This is a genomic window from Bacteroidales bacterium (genome assembly GCA_035342335.1).
In the GTDB taxonomy this organism is placed as follows: domain Bacteria; phylum Bacteroidota; class Bacteroidia; order Bacteroidales; family JAGONC01; genus JAGONC01.
Genome location: DAOQWY010000013.1, coordinates 24,912 through 44,189 on the forward strand (window position 1 = coordinate 24,912; position 19,278 = coordinate 44,189).

Annotated in this window: 16 protein-coding genes; 15 read left to right on the forward strand and 1 reads right to left on the reverse strand. The window is 48.5% G+C overall.

Features of this window, described 5'->3' with window-relative positions:
• The first annotated feature begins 149 nt into the window (after nt 1-149).
• From PKI34_07945 to rseP, 3 genes are read left to right on the forward strand one after another with little or no spacing between them, the layout of a single operon-like run.
• Nucleotides 150-1,055, forward strand: a complete 906-nt coding sequence (locus PKI34_07945) for a M23 family metallopeptidase (GenBank protein ID HNS17735.1) — start codon at nt 150-152, stop codon at nt 1,053-1,055.
• Nucleotides 1,055-2,221, forward strand: a complete 1,167-nt coding sequence (locus PKI34_07950) for a 1-deoxy-D-xylulose-5-phosphate reductoisomerase (GenBank protein HNS17736.1) — start codon at nt 1,055-1,057, stop codon at nt 2,219-2,221. The genes PKI34_07945 and PKI34_07950 overlap by 1 nt, the downstream gene beginning before the upstream one ends.
• A gap of 28 nt (nt 2,222-2,249) precedes the next feature.
• A complete protein-coding gene (gene rseP / locus PKI34_07955) occupies nt 2,250-3,572 on the forward strand; it encodes an RIP metalloprotease RseP (protein ID HNS17737.1) in 1,323 nt (440 codons plus the stop codon).
• Between the two features lie 2 nt (nt 3,573-3,574).
• Here rseP and PKI34_07960 read toward each other — a convergent pair whose 3' ends face one another.
• Nucleotides 3,575-4,495 carry a YitT family protein gene (locus tag PKI34_07960; protein ID HNS17738.1) on the reverse strand — a complete coding sequence of 307 codons (921 nt, stop codon included), beginning with the start codon at nt 4,493-4,495 and terminating at the stop codon, nt 3,575-3,577.
• Between the two features lie 221 nt (nt 4,496-4,716).
• Here PKI34_07960 and PKI34_07965 point away from each other — a divergent pair, with 221 nt between their 5' ends.
• The 12 genes from PKI34_07965 to PKI34_08020 all read left to right on the forward strand — a co-directional run bounded on the left by PKI34_07965 (nt 4,717) and on the right by PKI34_08020 (nt 19,251).
• The gene (locus PKI34_07965; protein ID HNS17739.1) at nt 4,717-5,694 is read left to right on the forward strand and encodes a type IX secretion system membrane protein PorP/SprF; all 978 of its coding nucleotides are present in this window, start codon (nt 4,717-4,719) and stop codon (nt 5,692-5,694) included.
• 74 nt (nt 5,695-5,768) lie between these two features.
• Complete coding sequence (locus tag PKI34_07970; protein HNS17740.1) at nt 5,769-7,127, forward strand: SUMF1/EgtB/PvdO family nonheme iron enzyme; 1,359 nt, start codon at nt 5,769-5,771, stop codon at nt 7,125-7,127.
• 103 nt (nt 7,128-7,230) lie between these two features.
• Nucleotides 7,231-8,373 carry a gliding motility protein GldL gene (gldL, locus tag PKI34_07975; protein ID HNS17741.1) on the forward strand — a complete coding sequence of 381 codons (1,143 nt, stop codon included), beginning with the start codon at nt 7,231-7,233 and terminating at the stop codon, nt 8,371-8,373.
• 49 nt (nt 8,374-8,422) lie between these two features.
• The gene (gene gldM / locus PKI34_07980) at nt 8,423-10,033 is read left to right on the forward strand and encodes a gliding motility protein GldM (GenBank protein HNS17742.1); all 1,611 of its coding nucleotides are present in this window, start codon (nt 8,423-8,425) and stop codon (nt 10,031-10,033) included.
• A gap of 32 nt (nt 10,034-10,065) precedes the next feature.
• Nucleotides 10,066-10,920 (forward strand): gliding motility protein GldN, encoded by an 855-nt coding sequence (gldN, locus tag PKI34_07985; GenBank protein ID HNS17743.1) that lies wholly within the window; start codon nt 10,066-10,068, stop codon nt 10,918-10,920.
• 245 nt (nt 10,921-11,165) lie between these two features.
• Nucleotides 11,166-13,271 carry an ATP-dependent DNA helicase RecG gene (gene recG, locus PKI34_07990; protein HNS17744.1) on the forward strand — a complete coding sequence of 702 codons (2,106 nt, stop codon included), beginning with the start codon at nt 11,166-11,168 and terminating at the stop codon, nt 13,269-13,271.
• A gap of 82 nt (nt 13,272-13,353) precedes the next feature.
• On the forward strand, nt 13,354-15,819 hold the full coding sequence (pheT, locus tag PKI34_07995; GenBank protein HNS17745.1) for a phenylalanine--tRNA ligase subunit beta: 2,466 nt from the start codon (nt 13,354-13,356) through the stop codon (nt 15,817-15,819).
• Nucleotides 15,820-15,924: 105 nt separating this feature from the next.
• Complete coding sequence (locus PKI34_08000) at nt 15,925-17,154, forward strand: sigma-54 dependent transcriptional regulator (protein HNS17746.1); 1,230 nt, start codon at nt 15,925-15,927, stop codon at nt 17,152-17,154.
• 19 nt (nt 17,155-17,173) lie between these two features.
• Complete coding sequence (locus PKI34_08005) at nt 17,174-17,710, forward strand: LptE family protein (GenBank protein HNS17747.1); 537 nt, start codon at nt 17,174-17,176, stop codon at nt 17,708-17,710.
• Nucleotides 17,711-17,741: 31 nt separating this feature from the next.
• Nucleotides 17,742-18,485 (forward strand): hypothetical protein, encoded by a 744-nt coding sequence (locus PKI34_08010; protein ID HNS17748.1) that lies wholly within the window; start codon nt 17,742-17,744, stop codon nt 18,483-18,485.
• Nucleotides 18,486-18,490: 5 nt separating this feature from the next.
• Nucleotides 18,491-18,820 (forward strand): preprotein translocase subunit SecG, encoded by a 330-nt coding sequence (gene secG, locus PKI34_08015; protein HNS17749.1) that lies wholly within the window; start codon nt 18,491-18,493, stop codon nt 18,818-18,820.
• A 152-nt stretch (nt 18,821-18,972) separates the two neighbouring features.
• Nucleotides 18,973-19,251, forward strand: a complete 279-nt coding sequence (locus PKI34_08020; GenBank protein HNS17750.1) for a co-chaperone GroES — start codon at nt 18,973-18,975, stop codon at nt 19,249-19,251.
• Nucleotides 19,252-19,278 lie beyond the last annotated feature (27 nt).

Sequence of the window (19,278 nt, forward strand, 5' to 3'; positions counted from 1 at the left end):
CTGCAAAATTATTTTATTTTTCTTAATAATGTCCGGACGGACAAAAAGAACTACATGGATTACAGTGGATGCCAGTCCGGGACAGGAAATATTTTCTCTGTCAGATATGAAGAGGATTGCACTATCTTTGCCGCGGAAAATTCGGATACATGGCAGAAAAGAAGTCCCTGAAAAGAAAAAAGTGGATTCAGAAGCTCCGTGACAAGTATCTTTTGGTGATCCGCAATGAGGACACTTATGAAGTCAAGCTTTCTTTTCGCCTTTCACGCCTGAATGTTTTCATCGTCCTGGGGCTTATGACGATCATTCTCGTGGTACTGACCATTTTTCTGATCGCTTTCACTCCCTTGAGGGAGTACATACCAGGGTACATGAATGTGGACCTGCCAAGACAAATGTATGCACTTCAGCTCAAAGCCGATTCCATTGAAAGGGCGTTCATGCAGCAGAGCATCTATTTTGAGAATCTTAAAAACATCATTGAAGGCAGTGATACAACAGCCACCTATTACCAGGTGGGCATTGGCAGCGAAGGCCAGCTGGATTCCTCGGCCGATTATCAGAACATTACCCTTTCCCATTCTCCTGAAGACTCCCTGCTGCGGCTGGAATTCCAGCGGCAGGGAAGATACATTCAGGATCTTTCCTCAGGCATCGTCTCTCCGGATGAGGGTGAACTGGTTCCTGATTTTTTATTCTTTTCTCCGCTGGAAGGAATCGTGACCAACCGCTTCAATGCTGATATCGGCCACTTTGGCGTTGACCTGGTTGCCAATAAGAATGAGCCCATCAAGGCCATTCTTGACGGAATGGTTGTCTTTGCAGGCTGGACCCTGGAAACTGGTCATGTGATCGCCCTGCAGCACCAGCAAAATATCTTGTCGGTATACAAGCATAACGCTGTTATACTGAAAAAGGAGGGGAATTTTGTCAAAGCAGGGGATGTCATTGCCATCATCGGTGAATCGGGTGAGCTTTCCACCGGTCCACACCTGCATTTTGAATTATGGTTCAATGGTAATCCGGTAGATCCTACTGATTACATAAGGTTTTGATGAAAAAGAAGGGGATTGCCATACTGGGTTCGACCGGATCGATTGGTAAGCAGGCACTTGAGGTGATCAGGCAGCACGGTGACCTATTTGAACTGGAGCTTCTCACTGCCCGTAAGAATGCCGGTTTGCTGATTGAGCAGGCGATCACTTACGGGCCCAATGCCGTGGTCATCTCCGACCATGCCCTTTACGGTCAGGTGAGGGAGGCGCTGGCGTCATACCCGGTGAAGGTTTATGCAGGGGAGGAAGCAGCCCTCGAGGCTCTTGAGATGGAAAACATTGATGAAGTGCTGCTGTCCATTGTTGGTTTCGCGGGATTGTATCCGGCGATCCGGTCACTGGAACTTGGACACCAGCTGGCACTGGCCAATAAGGAATCACTGGTGGTCGCAGGGGAAATCATCACCGCTTTGTCGGAAAAGCACCATGCCCCCGTGATCCCTGTCGACTCGGAGCACTCGGCCATCTTCCAGTGCCTGGCCGGTGAGCGCCTGTCTTCTGTTGAGCGGATCTATCTTACTGCATCCGGCGGGCCCTTCCGGGAGAAAGACAGGTCCGAATTTCCTTCGATCACCCGGCAGCAGGCGCTTCAGCATCCTAACTGGAGCATGGGGGATAAAATCACCATTGATTCGGCCACACTCATGAACAAAGGTCTGGAAGTGATCGAAGCCCGGTGGCTGTTCAATTTACAACCGGAGCAAATAAAGGTGGTGATCCATCCCCAGTCGGTCGTCCACTCCCTGGTGCAATTTCATGATGGCAGCATTAAAGCCCAGATGGGACTGCCCGATATGCGGCTGCCAATCCTGTACGCACTCGGATACCCCGAACGGGTCCCTTCTGACCTTCCGCGGTTCGATTTTTCGGACTTTCCTGCACTCACGTTCAGCCAGCCCGATTTCGTAAAATTTCGTAATCTTGCCCTGGCTTATGAAGCGCTTGACCTGGGTGGGAACATGCCCTGTATACTGAATGCAGGCAACGAGGTGGCTGTGGGAGCTTTTTTACAGGAGCGGGTACTGTTTACGGATATCCCGGTCATCATTGAACAATGTATGGAGGAGGTTCCATTCGTCAGGCATCCGGAATTATCCGAATATACGGAAACAGACCGGGTGGCAAGGAAATTGGCGGAGGCCATTGTAAACCAAAAACGACACTGAACATTTTATTAAAGCTAAACCAACGAAGATGGAGGTGCTGATCAAGATCATTCAACTGCTGCTAAGCCTGTCAATTCTGGTCATTTTCCACGAAATGGGCCATTATATTGCAGCCAGGGTCTTTAAGACAAGAGTGGAGAAGTTTTATCTGTTTTTTGACCCCTGGTTCCATTTATTTCGCTTTCGCCATAAGGAAACTGAATACGGAATAGGCTGGTTACCCCTTGGGGGATACGTCAAAATTTCCGGGATGATTGATGAATCTATGGACAGAGAGCAGATGAAACAACCTCCCCAGCCGTGGGAATTCAGATCAAAACCTGCCTGGCAGCGCCTGATCATCATGCTGGGCGGAGTGATCGTCAATGTCTTGCTGGCGATGCTCATCTATGTCGGCATCTTGTTCGCCTGGGGGGAACAGTACCTTCCGACCTCTGAAGTCAACAAGTACGGAATTTCCTGCGACACATTGGCCCTGGAGCTGGGACTGCAAAACGGTGACCGGATCCTCTCAGTCGATCAGGAGCCCGTGGTGGATTTCCAGAAAATCATTCCCCACATCATTCTGGAGGAGGCGAAAACCATCCAGGTCATCCGTGACGGTGAACCCGTCGAGGTCATCATCCGGGAGTCGGCAGTCAGTAAATTGCTCAAGCAAGAGAATCCTGTCATCTGGCCAAGGATTCCGTTCGAGGTAGCCGGTTTCGGCAAAGATTCCCCCGCGGAAAAGGCCGGCCTGAAACTGGAGGACCGGATCATTGGGCTAAACCAGGCCAGCCTGCCGTTTTTCACGGAGTTCAGGAATGCCCTGCAGCGCTTTAAAAACCAGGAGGTGATCGTGGACCTGGTCCGCTCCGGAGATACCCTGCACATTCCTGTTACGGTTCCTGAAAGCGGACTGATCGGAGTGCAAAATAAAAGCCTGGACGCTTTTTTTAAGTTTCAGGAAAAGGAATACTCGTTTCTGTCAGCTATCCCGGCAGGCATCACCAAAGCATTCACTGGGATCGGGAATTACCTGAAGTCGCTCAAACTGCTGTTCTCAACAGAAAAAGCATACGAATCGGTTGGCGGATTCATCACCATGGGAAAAATCTTTCCTTCTACCTGGGACTGGCAGTCCTTCTGGGGATTGACCGCCTTTTTGTCGATCATGCTGGCCATCTTGAATGTACTTCCGATTCCGGGCCTGGATGGCGGTCATGTGCTGTTTTTGATGTTTGAGATCGTCACCGGCCGCAAACCCAGCGATAAGTTCCTTGAATATGCGCAGATCGCCGGAATGATCCTGCTGTTTGCCCTTCTGATCTTTGCCAATGGGAATGACATCCTCAAGCTGATCAGGAAATGACCTTATTCGCTGACTTTTTCCTCCAGGGATTTGAATCCCTGGCCAAGGATCTCGTTGGCATTGATTACCGCAAGGAAGGCATTGGGATCGACCGTATGGATGTAATCCTCCAGGATTGCCAGCTCCCGGCGGTTGACAACGGTGAAAATGATCTTTCTGTCGTCATAATTGTACATACCTTTTCCTTCGATGAGGGTTCCACCCCTGTTCAGATCAGCGAGGATCTTGGTGCGAATCTCCTGATGTTTCTCGGAGATAATGAAAAGGGTTTTGTCATAGCTGATCCCTTCGATGACCACATCGATCACTTTGCCGGTGATAAAGATCACAATCCAGGAATACAGAGGGATGCGCCAGTCACCGAATGCAATCAGGCCCACCAGGACAATGACGGAGTCTACATAGATCATCAGTTGCCCGAGGGGAAGGCGTGTATGCTTTGCCAGAATCATGGCAATGATGTCCGATCCTCCGGAAGTGGCTTTTGATTTAAAGACCAATCCCAGCCCCAGCCCGATGAGTACACCTCCGAAAATGGAAGAAAGCAGTGCATCGTCCGTCACCAGTGGTGCATCGCCCCAGTACCAGGTGATCAAATCAATGAAAGCAGATGTCAGAACAAAACCAACCACGGTCTTCACTCCAAAACGGGGTCCCAGAATACGAATGCCGATGATTGTGAGGGGAATGTTCAGGACAAGGCCAACTGCACCGACCGGCAGTCCGTTAGGGAAGAATGAAAATATACCCTTGGTGAGATGGTGGACAACAATGGCAATACCATAGACGCCTCCCGGAACGATTTTATAGGGGGTAATGAAAAAAACGAAACCGGCTGCCAGGATAAAGGCACCCAGCGTGATCAGGCTGTAGGTGGCAAACCATTTTCGTGAAAATAATTTTTCGTGCTGAAGAAAGGCCATGGGAACGGATTTTAAAATCGGCGCAAATGTAGCTATTTTCTTAAATGCCCATAAATGAAGATTTTAATCTTTTTTCTGAACGAAGTACTATAAAATGAAATAATCAGTTATTAATAGGGATAGCTTAAAAAAACCGGCCATCCATTTGTTAATATTGCCCGGAAAGATTTGGTTTAAAGAAAAATCATTAATTTAGCAGCCTTTTAGGCTCAGGCTATTCGATGCAATTAAGAAAACGGTATATTGCAAATGCTGTAAGTGTATTTTTTTCGATTATCCCGTTTGTCATTTTTGGCCAGCAGGAACCTCAGTTTAGTCAGTATATGTTCAATCACCTTGGGATTAATCCCGGTGTCATCGGTACCAATGAGGCGATCTGTGCCTTCGGGCTTTACCGGCAACAGTGGCTGGGTTTTGAGGATACGGAAGGCAACGATGTGGCACCTGAAACGTATACGATTAATCTTGACGCTCCAATACGCTTTCTCAGAGGGGGTTTGGGTCTTTCCATAACTTCTGACAAGCTTGGCTTTGAAGGAAATACGATCGTGAAGTTTGGGTATGCCTACCATCTCAAGGTTGGAAATGGAATCATGGGTCTGGGAGCGATGGTCAGTTTTAATGATAAGTCAGTGGATTTTTCGAAATTAAAACCGGTGGATGATGATCCGATTCTGACACAGCTCGGGAAAGAAAGCGATATGCTGGTAGATGCGTCCGTAGGTGTGTTTTATCGTGTTCCTGAACTGTTCTACGTCGGCATATCATCCACACAGGTGCTTCAATCCAGGGGAAAAGCGCTGGGAAAGGTTGAAGGAGCGGAATTCAAGATGCAGCTGAGACGGCATTATTATCTCACCGGGGGTTATGAATTTACGTTTCCGGGCAATCCGGCCTTTACGGTTACGCCCTCCATGCTTTTCAAAACAGATGGAGCTTCGTTCCAGGTGGATGCAACCGCCTTGCTGAATTATAAAGACCGTTTCTGGGGAGGTGCCAGCTATCGTTTGCAGGATGCCATCGTTGTCATGTTGGGAGTGAGTTATAAGAACATCCGGATCGGATACTCCTATGATATTACCACTTCCTCCCTCGGTGGATCCTACAGCAGTGGGAGTCACGAAGTCATGGCCGGGTATTGTTTCAAGCTGGAAGTTGAAAAGCTGAGGCAAAGTTATAAGAATACGAGGTTTTTATAGGCAGCCGAACCTTGATCTAAAATAATAATAGTATATAAACATCGTTAATAATGAACGCAAAATCAGGAAATCCAATGAAAAGGTTCTTCATCTTTCTGCTGGTGATGATTGTTCTGGGGAGTTGCAAGAATACCGGCAACGGGGAATTGATCGGCGTGGAAAAACGTCCGCGTTTTTATCAGCCCGATCCGTATGGCATGGCTTATATCCCGATGGGAAGCTTTACCATGGGGATCGGTGACCAGGACGTACCCGCCTCACAGATACACCAACCCAGGACCATCTCTATCTCGGCATTTTATATGGATGAGACGGAGATCACAAATAATGAATACCGCCAATTTGTTCATTATGTAAGGGATTCCATTGCCAGACGCTTGCTGGGCGATGTGAAGCCGGAGGTATACCTCATTGAGGAAAATAAAAAGACCGGAGAAGTGTATGATCCTCCCATCCTGAACTGGGAGGAAGAGATCGACTGGTACGGGGAAGAAGAGCGCGAAGTCCTGGAAGAGATGTTCCTTCCGGAACATGAACGGTATTTCCGGAAAAAGGAAATCGATACCCGTAAATTGTTCTATGAGTATTACTGGGTTGACTGGCAGGCAGCTGCCCAGAAAGATCACAACACCCTGGGTGATCCTACCAACGGTATGTTTGCCAATCGTCCCCAGGGGATGACCGACCGGTCCGTCTATGTGCGCAAGGAAGTGATCAATGTTTATCCTGATACGCTGGCCTGGATCAAGGATTATGTTTATTCATACAATGAGCCGGCTACCCAGCGCTATTTCGCGCATCCGGCATATGATAACTATCCGGTGGTTGGTGTGAACTGGGCTCAGGCGAAAGCATTCTGCATCTGGAGAACCGAACTTTTAAACAGCTATCTTTCCTCAAAAGAGGAAGCTGTTCTGAATGAGTTCAGATTGCCCACGGAAGCTGAATGGGAATGGGCAGCCAGAGGGGGATACGAACTCAACCCCTATCCCTGGGGCGGACCCTATACCAGGAACGGTAAAGGATGTTTTCTGGCAAACTTTAAGCCTATGAGGGGGAACTATGTGGGTGATGGCGGCCAAACAACCGTGGTGGTTGCCCACTATCCGCCAAATGACTTTGGCTTGTATGATATGTCGGGAAATGTCGCTGAATGGACCAACGATGCCTACGACGAATCCACTTACAATTTTGCCTGGGATATGAATCCCACCTATACTTACAGTGCTAAGGAAACAGACTCGCCTTCCCTGAAACGTAAAGTGGTCAGAGGAGGCTCCTGGAAGGATGTTGCCTACTATCTTCAGGTCTATGCACGTAATTATGAATATCAGGATACCGCCAAATGCTATATCGGATTCCGTTGCGTGCAAAACTACCTTGGGAGACAAAAAGGGGATAATCCTTCCAAAGCATCCTATATCTACCGATAAGAAAAATACGTTTTTGACCTGAAATTTATTTAATAACCTAACCTATTTCATAAATATTATGGGACTTAACAATGTAGTTAGGAGTCGAGGATTTAAGAATTTTATGTCCAAACTCTATGGATGGGGAGCATCCGTTGTCATTCTGGGAGCTCTTTTCAAAATCAACCACTACCCGGGAGCTGACTACATGCTGGTAGCCGGCCTGGGTACCGAAGCAATCATCTTCTTTTTCTCGGCGTTCGAGCCTCCATTTGTGGAGCCCGACTGGAGCCTGGTTTATCCTGAGCTGGCCGGTTTGTATCATGGCTCTGAGGTCGATGTCAAAACCCTGAAAAAAGGAAAGCAGGGCAGTCTTGCGGGTGAGCTGGATTCCATGCTGGCAGAAGCTAAAATTGATCAGGGGCTGATCGAGAGTCTGGGCAAGGGCCTGAAGAAAATGAGTGAAAGCACTGCCGTACTGTCGGATGTTTCAAATGCAGCTCTGGCTACAAATGAGTATGTTGAAAATGTTAAGGGCGCATCCAAATCGGTCTCTGAACTGTCATCCACCTATGCCAAGACCTCACAGACTCTGAACAAGGATCTGGAAGGATCGCAGGAGCATATCAGCAACCTGAAAAATGCGTCCCAGTCAGCTGCTTCCCTTTCAAAGGTCTATAACGATGCCTCTCTCTCGATTAAAGGAAATCTGTCGGCTACGGATCAGTTCTCTGAAAGCATCAAACAGGCTGCTCAATCTGCTTCCACCTTGTCGCAGAAATACATAAGCTCAGCCGAGAGAATCTCTGAATCGGCCTCCAAACTCGAATCCATTGGAATGGAATCCAAGGATTTCAATACCCAGATGAAGAAAGTGTCGGATAACCTGGCTGCCCTGAATGCAATGTATGAGCTTCAGCTACAGGGTTCTAACGAAAATGTGGAGTCGAACAGCAAACTGCAGGTCACCCTCGGCCATTTCCTGAACAGCCTGAATGAATCCGTGGATAAGACCACGAAGTATCAACAGAACATGGCTGCCGTGAATGCCCTCTATGAAAAACAGCTTCAGGGTACAAACAAACAGGCGGAGGTGACCGATCAGATGCAAAAAGCACTCGACAGGTTCCTGGAGAACCTGAATGCTTCGGCAAACCTGACCTCAAAATACAAACAGGAAGTGGATTCACTGACCCAGAACCTGGCTGCCCTGAACAAGGTGTATGGCAATATGCTCTCGGCAATGAACGTCAGAATGGGCTCCTGAAGCCGATACTTGAACATAACATAGTTGACAGAACCAATATCAATATCAGATGGCTGGATATAAGGAAACCCCACGACAAAAGATGATAGCCATGATGTATCTGGTGTTGACCTCCCTGCTCGCACTCAATGTATCCAAGGAGATCATCGACACATTCATTATCATGAATGAGAGCATGGAAACCACTGCCAGGACATTTACCAGTAAAATGGATAACACGTATTCGAAATTCAGTCAGCAGCACTCATTGAATCCCAACAAGGTCGGCCCTTACTGGTCGAAGGCCCAGGAAGTACAGAAGATTTCCCAGGATCTTATTGATTATATCAATGGGGTGAAATATGAAGTTATCATTACGACTGACGCGGACATCAATACGGTGGAAGAGGCTAAGAATACGCCCCTGGATGAAATATCCTCCAAGGACCGGTTCACGGAACCCACCCGGTACTTCTTTGGCAGATCACGGACAGGTGAAGAGGGCGTGGCCGGGGATCTGAAAAAGAAACTCAATGAGTACAGAACGACAATGCTGGAGTATATGGGTCTGCCAAATGACAGCGACCGCCTGGGACTGATCACCGAGGGTGATTTCCGGGATGCGGACAATAAAAAACAGACCTGGGAACAACATTATTTTTACTATACGGTACTGGCTGCCGATGTGGCCATCCTGAACCGCCTTATCGCAGAAGTGAAAAATGCCGAGTTCGATGTGGTTTCTCATATTTACAATGAGGTGACCGCTGAAGACTTTAAATTCGACCAGATCAGCGCCAAGGTCATCGCCAACAGCCGGTACATTTTTGAAGGTGACAAATACGAGGCAGAGGTCATCGTAGCTGCCTATGATACCAAACAGAATCCGGCCGTGTACTACGCCGAGGGAGTGGATACCTTACGCAATATCAGCAATGCGAGGCTGGTCGACGGGAAAGATGGTGTTGTCAAACTTACGCTTCCAGCCGGATCGGCCGGACTGAAGAAATATGCCGGTATCGTTCAGGTGATGGACCCCTCCGGCATGCCGCAGAACTATGCCTTCAAGGATGAATACATCGTCGCAAAACCTTCTTTGACAGTCTCTGCCACCAAAATGAATGTTTTTTACATCGGAGTGGATAATCCGGTTTCCATTTCTGTTCCAGGTATCAGCAACGATTTGATCAACCCCCGCATCAATGTCGGATCACTGACACCCGCCCCTGCAGGAAACAATTACAACTTCATTGTCAGGATTCCCAAGGGCTCAACCGGCAAGGCCCTGATCAACGTCGATGCCGAATACGGAGGACAGCACATCAACATGGGGACGTCAGAATTCCGCATCAAACGTGTACCGGATCCCAAAGCGTTTATTGCCAATGTCAATGACGGGCCTGTGGCCAGGAATGCCTTGATTGCCGCCGGGGCCATCATCCCCCGCCCACCGGAGGATTTTGAATTCGACCTGAACTTTGTGATCACTTCCTTCACCTTTGTGTCGGTCCGCAGCGGGGATATTTTTAGCAGCGCAGCAAGAGGCAACCAGCTGACACAGGACATGAAGACCTTCATCACCAATGCCAAACGAGGCACCAAAGTATGGCTTGAAAATATCATAGCCGAAGGACCGGATGGTAACCGTCGTTTAGGTACCATCACCCTAGTCATTGAATAATTTAACGTGATAAAACAGTATCAGGAGGAGAAATGAAAAAATTAATTTATTTGGGTTTATTCATCGGACTGGCTTTCCTGGGTCTGACAGCTACTGCTCAGATCCTTGACAGTCCGCCACGCGATGCGGCCTACGATAAAACCCTGGTCAATGAAAATACTCCGCTGCCCTATGCCTACGTCAGGGAAGCCGATGTCCTTTGGGAAAAACGTCTCTGGAGAGTGATCGACATGGAGGAAAAGATGAACCAGGTATTTTATTACCCTGAAATACCCCATAACCAGTGGAGAAGCCTCATGCAGGTCATCATCGATGCCCTGAAGGAAGGATCCATCACGGCTTACGATGCCAGCCTTCCTACCGACGAATTCACCGCTCCGCTGACCTTTCAGGAACTGATGAATACGCTGGAACGAGCCGACACCATGTCGTTGCAACGGCCTTACCCACCGTATGACTGGTATGACACGGTGATCTCGGTGACTTTCAATCCCTCCACCGTGAAAAATATCCGTATCAAGGAAGACTGGTTCTTCGACAAGCACCGTTCCATGCTGGATGTACGCATCCTGGGGATCTGCCCCGTGGTGGAGGATTACGACGAGAAAGGGGAGTTCAGGGCTTTCAAGCCCCTGTTCTGGATCTATTTCCCCGAAGCCCGCAACATTTTCGCCAAATCGGAAGTGTTTAACCGTTTTAACAGCGCTAACCGGCTGACGTATGATGACGTTTTCCACAAACGAATCTTCAACAGTTATATCTACAAGGAAGACAACGTATTCGACCGGAAAATTTCTGAGTATTCAACAGGCCTTGATGCCCTGCTGGAGGCTGAACGCATCAAGTATGAACTCTTTGAGTTTGAACAGAACCTGTGGGAGTATTAAACAATAGCCATGAACGATTGAAGTGGTAGAAGAAGAGTTGGAGAGAGAAGGAGATCGTTGAAAGGAAGTTTGAAGTAAAATAGAGGGGTTGGGCGACTTCAAGCGTCCACCCCTTTTTTAATGTACCCCTCCCGTGCTTGCCCCGGAATTAAGGTCCAGGGCTTGCCCTGAGGTGAATCCCTTTAATTTTCCGGAATTGATTACTTTTGTTTGAATGCTGCCAGAATGACCTTAGTGCGGGTGCAATGAATGACCGGTTTACTGAAACTCCTGTTGAATATCTGAAAGGGGTAGGCCCAAAACGCGCCGAACTCCTCCGGAAGGAACTGGAGATCTCCACTTTCGGAAACCTGCTTGAATATTACCCCTTCCGGTACGTTGACCGAAGCCGCATTCAATTCATCCGTGACATAAACACTGACCTTGCCTATGTGCAGATCATAGGCCGGATCGTTCGCGTGCAACTGATCGGTAAAGGACCTGCCACCCGGCTTGTCGCCGTCCTGAAAGATCAGACCGGCGAAATAGAACTTATCTGGTTCAACGGCATCAAATGGATCAGAGATAAACTCCTGCCGGATGTGGAGTTTCTGGTTTTTGGGAAACCAGCTTTGTTCAGCGGGAAATTCAACATTCCCCATCCGGAAATTGAACCGGCAAGTGAACAGACATTATCCGTAACCGGAGCTTTGCAGCCGTTCTACAATTCCTCTGAAAAGCTGAAATCCAAAGGATTCAACTCTAAGGGATTCAGCAGGATCATGCGTGCACTGATTGACCAGGCAAAAGGTAATCTGCCGGAAACACTCCCGGCTGACATCATCATCCGGTTCCGGTTGATTTCCAGAGAGGAGGCACTTACCCATATCCATTTTCCGGCCGATGCAGGCATGCTGCAAAAAGCACAATTCCGGCTCCGTTTCGAGGAATTGTTTTTCATCCAGCTTAACCTGCTCCAGCTGAAACTGGTACGAAACCAGAAAATCACAGGGCTGACCTTCTCCAAAATCGGTGCTTATTTCAATGATTTTTATCATCACCTTCTTCCATTTCCACTCACGTCTGCACAAAAGAAAGTCCTGAAGGAAATCAGGGCGGATGTGGGATCCGGCAAACAGATGAACCGGCTGTTGCAGGGTGATGTAGGAAGCGGTAAGACACTGGTGGCGATCATGTCGATGCTGATGGCACTCGATAATGGTTATCAGGCTTGCATGATGGCACCAACCGAGATCCTTGCCGGTCAGCATTTCGAATCCATTTCCCGTTTCCTGCAGGGAATGAATGTGCAATGCGAACTGCTGACCGGTTCCGTTCCTGCATCCAAAAGAAAGTCCATACACGAGCGGCTCCGGAACGGGGAATTGCAGATCCTGGTGGGAACCCATGCCCTGATCGAAGAGGATGTCCGGTTCCGGAACCTGGGAATTGTCGTGATCGATGAGCAGCACCGTTTTGGCGTTGCCCAGCGGGCACGGTTATGGGAGAAAGGCGATGTACCTCCCCATGTTCTGGTCATGACCGCCACACCTATCCCCCGCACACTGGCCATGACCCTGTACGGAGATCTTGACATTTCGGTGATCGATGAACTTCCGCCGGGGAGGAAGCCGGTCAAGACGTTTCATTTCAATGATGCTGCCCGGCTCAGGGTCTTTGGATTCATGAAAGAGGAAATCCGGAAAGGCAGGCAGGTCTATATGGTCTATCCGTTGATCCAGGAATCAGAAGCACTCGACCTGAAAGACCTGATGGATGGCTATGAAAGCATTGTCCGTGAATTCCCGCTACCGGAGTATGCGGTGAGTATCGTTCACGGCAGGCTCAAGGCTGCTGACAAGGATTATGAGATGCAACGGTTCATAAAAAAAGAAACCCAGATCATGGTCGCCACAACCGTCATTGAAGTGGGCGTTGACATTCCGAATGCATCGGTCATGGTGATTGAAAATGCTGAACGGTTCGGCTTATCCCAGCTGCACCAGCTTCGCGGAAGAGTGGGCCGGGGAGCCGACCAATCCTATTGCATCCTGATGACAGGCAACAAGCTTACTGCGGAGGGCCGCAAAAGGATCGAGACCATGGTCAGGACAACCGACGGATTTGAAATTGCTGAAGCTGACCTGAAGATCAGGGGACCGGGAGACCTGGAAGGAACCCAGCAAAGCGGCATGATCCTCCTGCGGATTGCCGATCTGGTCAGAGATGAAAAACTGCTGACCCTGGCACGTAATGAGGCCATTTCCCTCCTCGACAAAGATCCGGCACTTAAGAGAAGGGAAAACCAACCTGTGCTACGACAACTACAAAGGATGAAAAAGATGAGAACCAGCTGGGGAATGATCAGCTAGACGGTTTATTATGCCTGCCTTATCCTGTAGTTCCCGGGAGAACATAGATAATTTTGCTAAATTTGCCTAAAAATAGTGCCGTATGAAAATTTCGTACCGCTGGTTGAAACAATACCTGGACATTGATCTCCCTGCAGAAGAGGTTGCCCGGATGCTGACAGGTTGCGGATTGGAGGTTGAAAACCTGGAAATGACGGAAACAGTGAAGGGAGGCTTGAAAGGTGTTGTCATCGGGGAGGTGAAAACCTGCGTCAGGCATCCCAACTCCGATCATCTGAGCATCACTACCGTTGATGTTGGCACTCCGGAGATACTGTCCATCATTTGCGGCGCTCCCAACGTGAAAGCCGGTCAGAAAGTACCGGTAGCCACGATCGGGACCGTTTTGTACCAGGGAGATCAATCTTTTGAGATAAAGCAGACCAGGATCAGGGGAGAGCTCAGCCAGGGCATGATCTGCGCCGAGGATGAGCTTGGTCTGGGAACCTCGCACGCCGGAATCATGGAACTTCATCCGGATGCACCTGTAGGGCTTCCCCTGAAAGAATATTTAAACCTGAAGGAGAAAGCGGTCTTTGAAATCGGATTGACACCGAACCGGACCGATGCAATGTCGCACATTGGAGTGTCGAGGGATCTGCTGGCTGTACTGAAAAGCCAGAACCCGGCGTTCAAAGATCTCCAGCTCCAAATTCCCTCGGTGGAAGCCTTCAAACCCGATAACCACACCCTTGCGATTGAAGTCGTTGTGGAAGACCCGAAAGCCTGCCCCCGGTATTCGGGAGTAAGCGTGACGGGTGTGCTGGTGGGGGAATCCCCTGAATGGATGAAGTCGTTGCTGATGGAAGCCGGCATCCGGCCCATCAACAACGTGGTGGATGTCAGTAATTATGTCATGCTGGAAACAGGTCAGCCGCTTCATTTTTTTGATGCGGACCAAATCACGGGCCATCAGATCATTGTGAAAAAATTGCCTGATAAAACCCCTTTCGTTACACTGGATGAAGTCGAACGTGAACTTTCGGAAAATGACCTGATGATCTGCAGCAGCAAGGAAGGTATGTGTATTGCCGGGGTGTTCGGCGGAATGAAATCAGGCGTAAGCGACCAGACAACCCGGATTTTTATCGAAAGCGCTCACTTCGACCCGCGTACAGTCCGAAAAACATCAAAATATCACGGATTACAGACTGACTCTTCTTTCCGGTTTGAAAGAGGGGTTGACCCCAATGGAACCCTCTATGCACTGAAAAGAGCCGCTCTGTTGCTTCAGGAATTGGCCGGTGGACGGATCGCCTCGGAAATCGTGGATGTCTATCCGGATCCCATTCGGGAAAAAGAGGTTACAGTCAGGTACGCCTTCCTTGACCGGCTCATTGGAAAGCAACTCCCGCACGACCAGATTCGCAGGATTTTGCAGGACACCGGAATGAGCATCCTGGCAGATCATCACGATTCCCTGTTGCTCTCTGTCCCAACCCATAAACGTGATGTCACCCGGGAAGCGGATGTGATTGAAGAGATCCTTCGGATCTATGGTTATAATAATATTGAAATACCGTCAGAAGTCAATGCATCTGTTGTCCACTGGGAAAAACCCGACAGAGGCAGGATCCGGGAGGTCATCTCCTCCTTGCTGACCGGTGTGGGATTCTTTGAGATCATGAATAATTCGCTTTCCAATCCCGATTATTATAAACAAACCGGGGAATTTGTTCCTGAATCTTTTGTTGAGGTGATCAACCCTCTGAGCAGGGAATTGAAGATCCTGCGCCAAACCATGCTTTTCGGAGGCCTGGAAACGATCAGTTTCAATCTGAACCGGAAAGCATTGGATCTGAAATTGTTTGAATTTGGCAGAACGTACCATCAGCACCCTGACCAGCTTTCTTCAACGGATGTCATCCAACGCTATACAGAAACCGAACATCTTGCGCTCTTTCTCACCGGCAGGCAAGTGCCTGAACACTGGCATGCGGGCGATGAAAGGATGGATGTTTATTATTTGAAGGCAGTTGTCATGAACATCCTTCACCGACTGGGGGTCGAACCGGGTAAGCTCAACTTCCGCACGGGGGGGCCTTCCCTGTTTGCCTATTCCTTAACAGGTACCTGCCAGGAGGGTACGGTTGCTGAGATTGGCCGTGTGCGCGGGGAAATCATCACGAATTTCAGTATCAGGCAGGATGTGCTGTTTGCCGACCTGAACCTGGATGTCATCAAAGGACTGTTAAGAAGCGTGGGTATCGAATTTAATCCCCTGCCACGGTTTCCTGAGGTCCGGCGCGATCTGGCTCTTTTGTTGCCGAAGGAGGTTCAATACAGCGACATCGAAAAACTGGCTTTTCAAACAGACCGGCGGTTGTTGAAAAAAGTAAGGCTGTTTGATGTCTTTGAAGGTGAAAAGATCGGTGAAGGAAAGAAATCATACGCGGTATCCTTCTTTTTGCTGGATGAAGAAAAGACCCTGACGGATCCGGAGATCGATCAGGTAATGAAGCGGTTGATGACAGCTTTTGAACACAGGTTTGGGGCAGTCATCCGGTAATAACCAGGATGATCACGGGGACGGGAAGATAACTTAAGGGCTGAAATAAGTTGCACTGTTTAAATAATTTTGTATCTTTAGCCTGACAGAGACCTAAGAATCAGCATGGACATACAGACGATCAAACAACGGTTCGGAATCATTGGTAACTCCCCTTTGCTTGACCGGGCAATTGATATCGCCCGGCAGGTAGCGCCGACAGATATCACCGTACTGATCAACGGGGAAAGCGGAACGGGGAAGGAAGTTTTCCCGAAGATCATTCACCAGCTGAGTGCACGAAAACACGGGCCTTACATAGCGGTCAACTGCGGTGCGATACCCGAAGGGACGATCGATTCAGAACTTTTCGGACACGAGAAAGGCTCCTTTACAGGTGCCAGTGAGTCACGAAAAGGGTATTTTGAAGTGGTGAACGGCGGAACGATCTTCCTGGATGAAGTGGCCGAGCTACCGCTTTCCACCCAGGTGCGTCTGCTGAGAGTGCTGGAATCCGGAGAATTCATGCGCGTTGGCTCTTCCAGGGTCATAAAAACAGATGTTCGCGTGGTGGCTGCCTCCAATGTCAACATACCAGACGCGATACAGAGCGGAAAATTCCGTCAGGATCTTTATTACAGGCTGAATACGGTGCCAATCCATATTCCCACGCTGAACCAGCGAAAGGAGGATATCATTCTTCTGTTCAGGAAATTTGCATCTGATTTTGCCGAACGCTACCGGATGCCATCCATCCAGGTAAGCGAAGAAGCCCAGGAATACCTGATCAATTACCGGTGGCAGGGAAATGTAAGGCAACTGAAAAACGTTACGGAGCAGATCAGTATCATTGAAGAGAACAGGTTCATCACCCTGGATACCCTGAAGAAGTATCTGCCTGATACGCATTATACGGAGCTGCCCGTACTTTATAGTGGCGAACGTCCTGGCACTGGCATCTCCGAAAGGGACCTGCTGTACAAGGTACTGTTTGATATGCGGAGAGACATCAATGACATGAAACAGCTGATTGCCGAAATCATGCAATCAGAAGGGGTGGATCAGGGGATCCGGGATAACAGTTCCCATATCCTGAATCAACTTTATCCTGAAACAGAATCCTACGGAGCCGGGATACAGGAGATGAAGATCCATCCCAAAAGCTCCGTTCCCATGGAGGAACCGATCCAGCCTTCTGAAGTTCTGGAGGAATCCCTTTCCCTGGCAAAGAAGGAGATGGATATGATCAGGAAGGCCCTCGATAAACACGCCGGTAAACGAAAAAATGCGGCTCGCGAACTGGGGATCTCCGAACGTACACTTTATCGGAAAATCAAGGAATACAATATTCAGTGACAGATAGGGTCTGTGTTTTATGAAGAAAATACGTAACCAGCAAACCGGCTTGTTTTTTATACCGCTCACATTTGTGATCCTGATCTGCATGCTTATCGTTTCAGGATGTGGCGTGTATTCCTTTACCGGTGCATCCATCCCGCCCGGTGCAAAAACCATATCCATCAATTATTTTCAGAACAACGCCCTTCTTGTTCAGCCTACATTAAGCCAGCGATTGACAGACGCGTTACGCGATAAGTTCACAGGAGAGACCAGCCTCCACCTGGTCACGGAAAACGGGGATATGTCCATTGAGGGAGAGATCACAGGGTACATGGCGAACCCAATTGCTATCCAGGGAAATGAGACCGCTGCTCTTAACCGGTTGACCATAACAGTGAAGGTTAGGTTTGTCAGTCAGCTGGATGAAAAAATGAATTATGAAACGAGCTTTACCCGATACCAGGATTATGATAGCTCAAGCAGCCTGGCAGATGTGGAAGATGAACTCATTGACCAGATCAACCAGCAGCTTGTGCAGGATATTTTTGACAAGGCCGTCGTGAACTGGTAGGCTGGATGAATCATTCCAAAATACCTGTTGAATGAACCGTCAGCAGTTTGAACATTTTCTGCATTTTCCCGGTGAGCTTTCCTCTGCCCATCTGGAAGATCTCGGTGAGCTGGTAAGCTCGTTTCCTTATTGCCCGACACTTTATTTAATGCTTGCCAAGGCTCATTCCAGCGCCGACAGTGTTTATTTCCAGCGTTATCTCCACCTGGCCGCTGCACGCGCTGTCGACCGGAAACGACTCAGACAGCTTATCCTGGTGGAGCCTGGCACGCTTGCTTCATCTCACGAAATTTCAGAAGATGCCACCGAACCTGATGCCTTGCTGCCTGATCACGAACCGATGGATTTCCAGCACTTCCGTAAGCTGATCACTCAACTGGAACAGGCATTCACTGAACTACAGATGCAGCGGGATAAGCATCGGGCATATGATATAGAAAAGGAATTTGAAGGCGCCGGACGGTACCCTGTCACCCTTCCTCTTTCGGAGCAAGACCATGACAGGGAGGGATCACCTGACGGACAGAGCCTGGAAGAGGCAGGCATTCAGCCCTCAAGACCTTCTTTTTTTGATCCGGTTGACATTGCGCGTAAAAGCGTGATTGAACACGACGATGTTGCATCTGAAACCCTGGCCAGGATCTATGCCGATCAGGGGTATTTTCAAAGGGCCATAAAAATATATCAGCATTTGATGTTGAAATTCCCGGAAAAAAGTCGTTACTTTGCAGCCCAAATTAAAAAGCTGGAAAGTAACCCGGAATTTAAACATTAAGCATTATGGCTGCATATATCCTGGTAATGGTACTGATCCTCGTTGTTTGCGTCCTGTTGGGACTGATTGTCCTTGTCCAGAATCCCAAAGGGGGAGGATTGGTTTCCAATTTTTCATCCTCCAACCAGTTCATGGGGGTTAGAAAGACAGCAGATTTTCTTGAAAAGGCTTCCTGGACGCTTGCGCTCGCATTACTGGTATTCAGTCTCATTTCCATTTTTGTCATTCCCCGGAACATCAGGTCATCTGAAGTACCGCAGAGTGAGATCCAGCAACGGGCTCAGGAAGGAACGGGTGGTGCTCCGGTCGACTATCAGGCTCCCCCTGAAGAGTAAGCTGGTCAGATAACCCGATTAAAAAGTGTCATAATGTCAGATCATTATGACACTTTTTTTATAAAATGGCAATGGCATAAAATATGCAAAGTGATTGCAGACTTCTGAAAAATCCATTTTTTAATTCATGTATAACTTAAAAATTTAAACGTATGGCAAAGTTAGCTATTCAACCACTGGCAGACCGCGTTCTGATTGAACCTGCACCTGCTGAGGCAAAAACGGCAGGCGGTCTTTATATCCCTGACACTGCCAAGGAAAAACCACAGAAAGGAACCGTAATGGCTGTCGGCAGCGGGAAAAAGGATGAACCGATGACGGTAAAAGTGGGTGATACCGTCTTATACGGCAAATATGCCGGTACAGAGATCAGCTTCGACGGAAAGGATTACCTGATTATGCGCGAATCCGATATTGTGGCTATCATTTAACAATTTCATATTTATAATATTTTAAAA

Coding starts and splice junctions, on each gene's coding strand:
- PKI34_07945 (HNS17735.1), top strand. CDS start 150: ATGGCAGAAAAGAAGTCCCTGAAAAGAAAAAAGTGGATTCAGAAGCTC.
- PKI34_07950 (HNS17736.1), top strand. CDS start 1,055: ATGAAAAAGAAGGGGATTGCCATACTGGGTTCGACCGGATCGATTGGT.
- rseP (HNS17737.1), top strand. CDS start 2,250: ATGGAGGTGCTGATCAAGATCATTCAACTGCTGCTAAGCCTGTCAATT.
- PKI34_07960 (HNS17738.1), bottom strand. CDS start 4,495: ATGGCCTTTCTTCAGCACGAAAAATTATTTTCACGAAAATGGTTTGCC.
- PKI34_07965 (HNS17739.1), top strand. CDS start 4,717: ATGCAATTAAGAAAACGGTATATTGCAAATGCTGTAAGTGTATTTTTT.
- PKI34_07970 (HNS17740.1), top strand. CDS start 5,769: ATGAAAAGGTTCTTCATCTTTCTGCTGGTGATGATTGTTCTGGGGAGT.
- gldL (HNS17741.1), top strand. CDS start 7,231: ATGTCCAAACTCTATGGATGGGGAGCATCCGTTGTCATTCTGGGAGCT.
- gldM (HNS17742.1), top strand. CDS start 8,423: ATGGCTGGATATAAGGAAACCCCACGACAAAAGATGATAGCCATGATG.
- gldN (HNS17743.1), top strand. CDS start 10,066: ATGAAAAAATTAATTTATTTGGGTTTATTCATCGGACTGGCTTTCCTG.
- recG (HNS17744.1), top strand. CDS start 11,166: ATGAATGACCGGTTTACTGAAACTCCTGTTGAATATCTGAAAGGGGTA.
- pheT (HNS17745.1), top strand. CDS start 13,354: ATGAAAATTTCGTACCGCTGGTTGAAACAATACCTGGACATTGATCTC.
- PKI34_08000 (HNS17746.1), top strand. CDS start 15,925: ATGGACATACAGACGATCAAACAACGGTTCGGAATCATTGGTAACTCC.
- PKI34_08005 (HNS17747.1), top strand. CDS start 17,174: ATGAAGAAAATACGTAACCAGCAAACCGGCTTGTTTTTTATACCGCTC.
- PKI34_08010 (HNS17748.1), top strand. CDS start 17,742: ATGAACCGTCAGCAGTTTGAACATTTTCTGCATTTTCCCGGTGAGCTT.
- secG (HNS17749.1), top strand. CDS start 18,491: ATGGCTGCATATATCCTGGTAATGGTACTGATCCTCGTTGTTTGCGTC.
- PKI34_08020 (HNS17750.1), top strand. CDS start 18,973: ATGGCAAAGTTAGCTATTCAACCACTGGCAGACCGCGTTCTGATTGAA.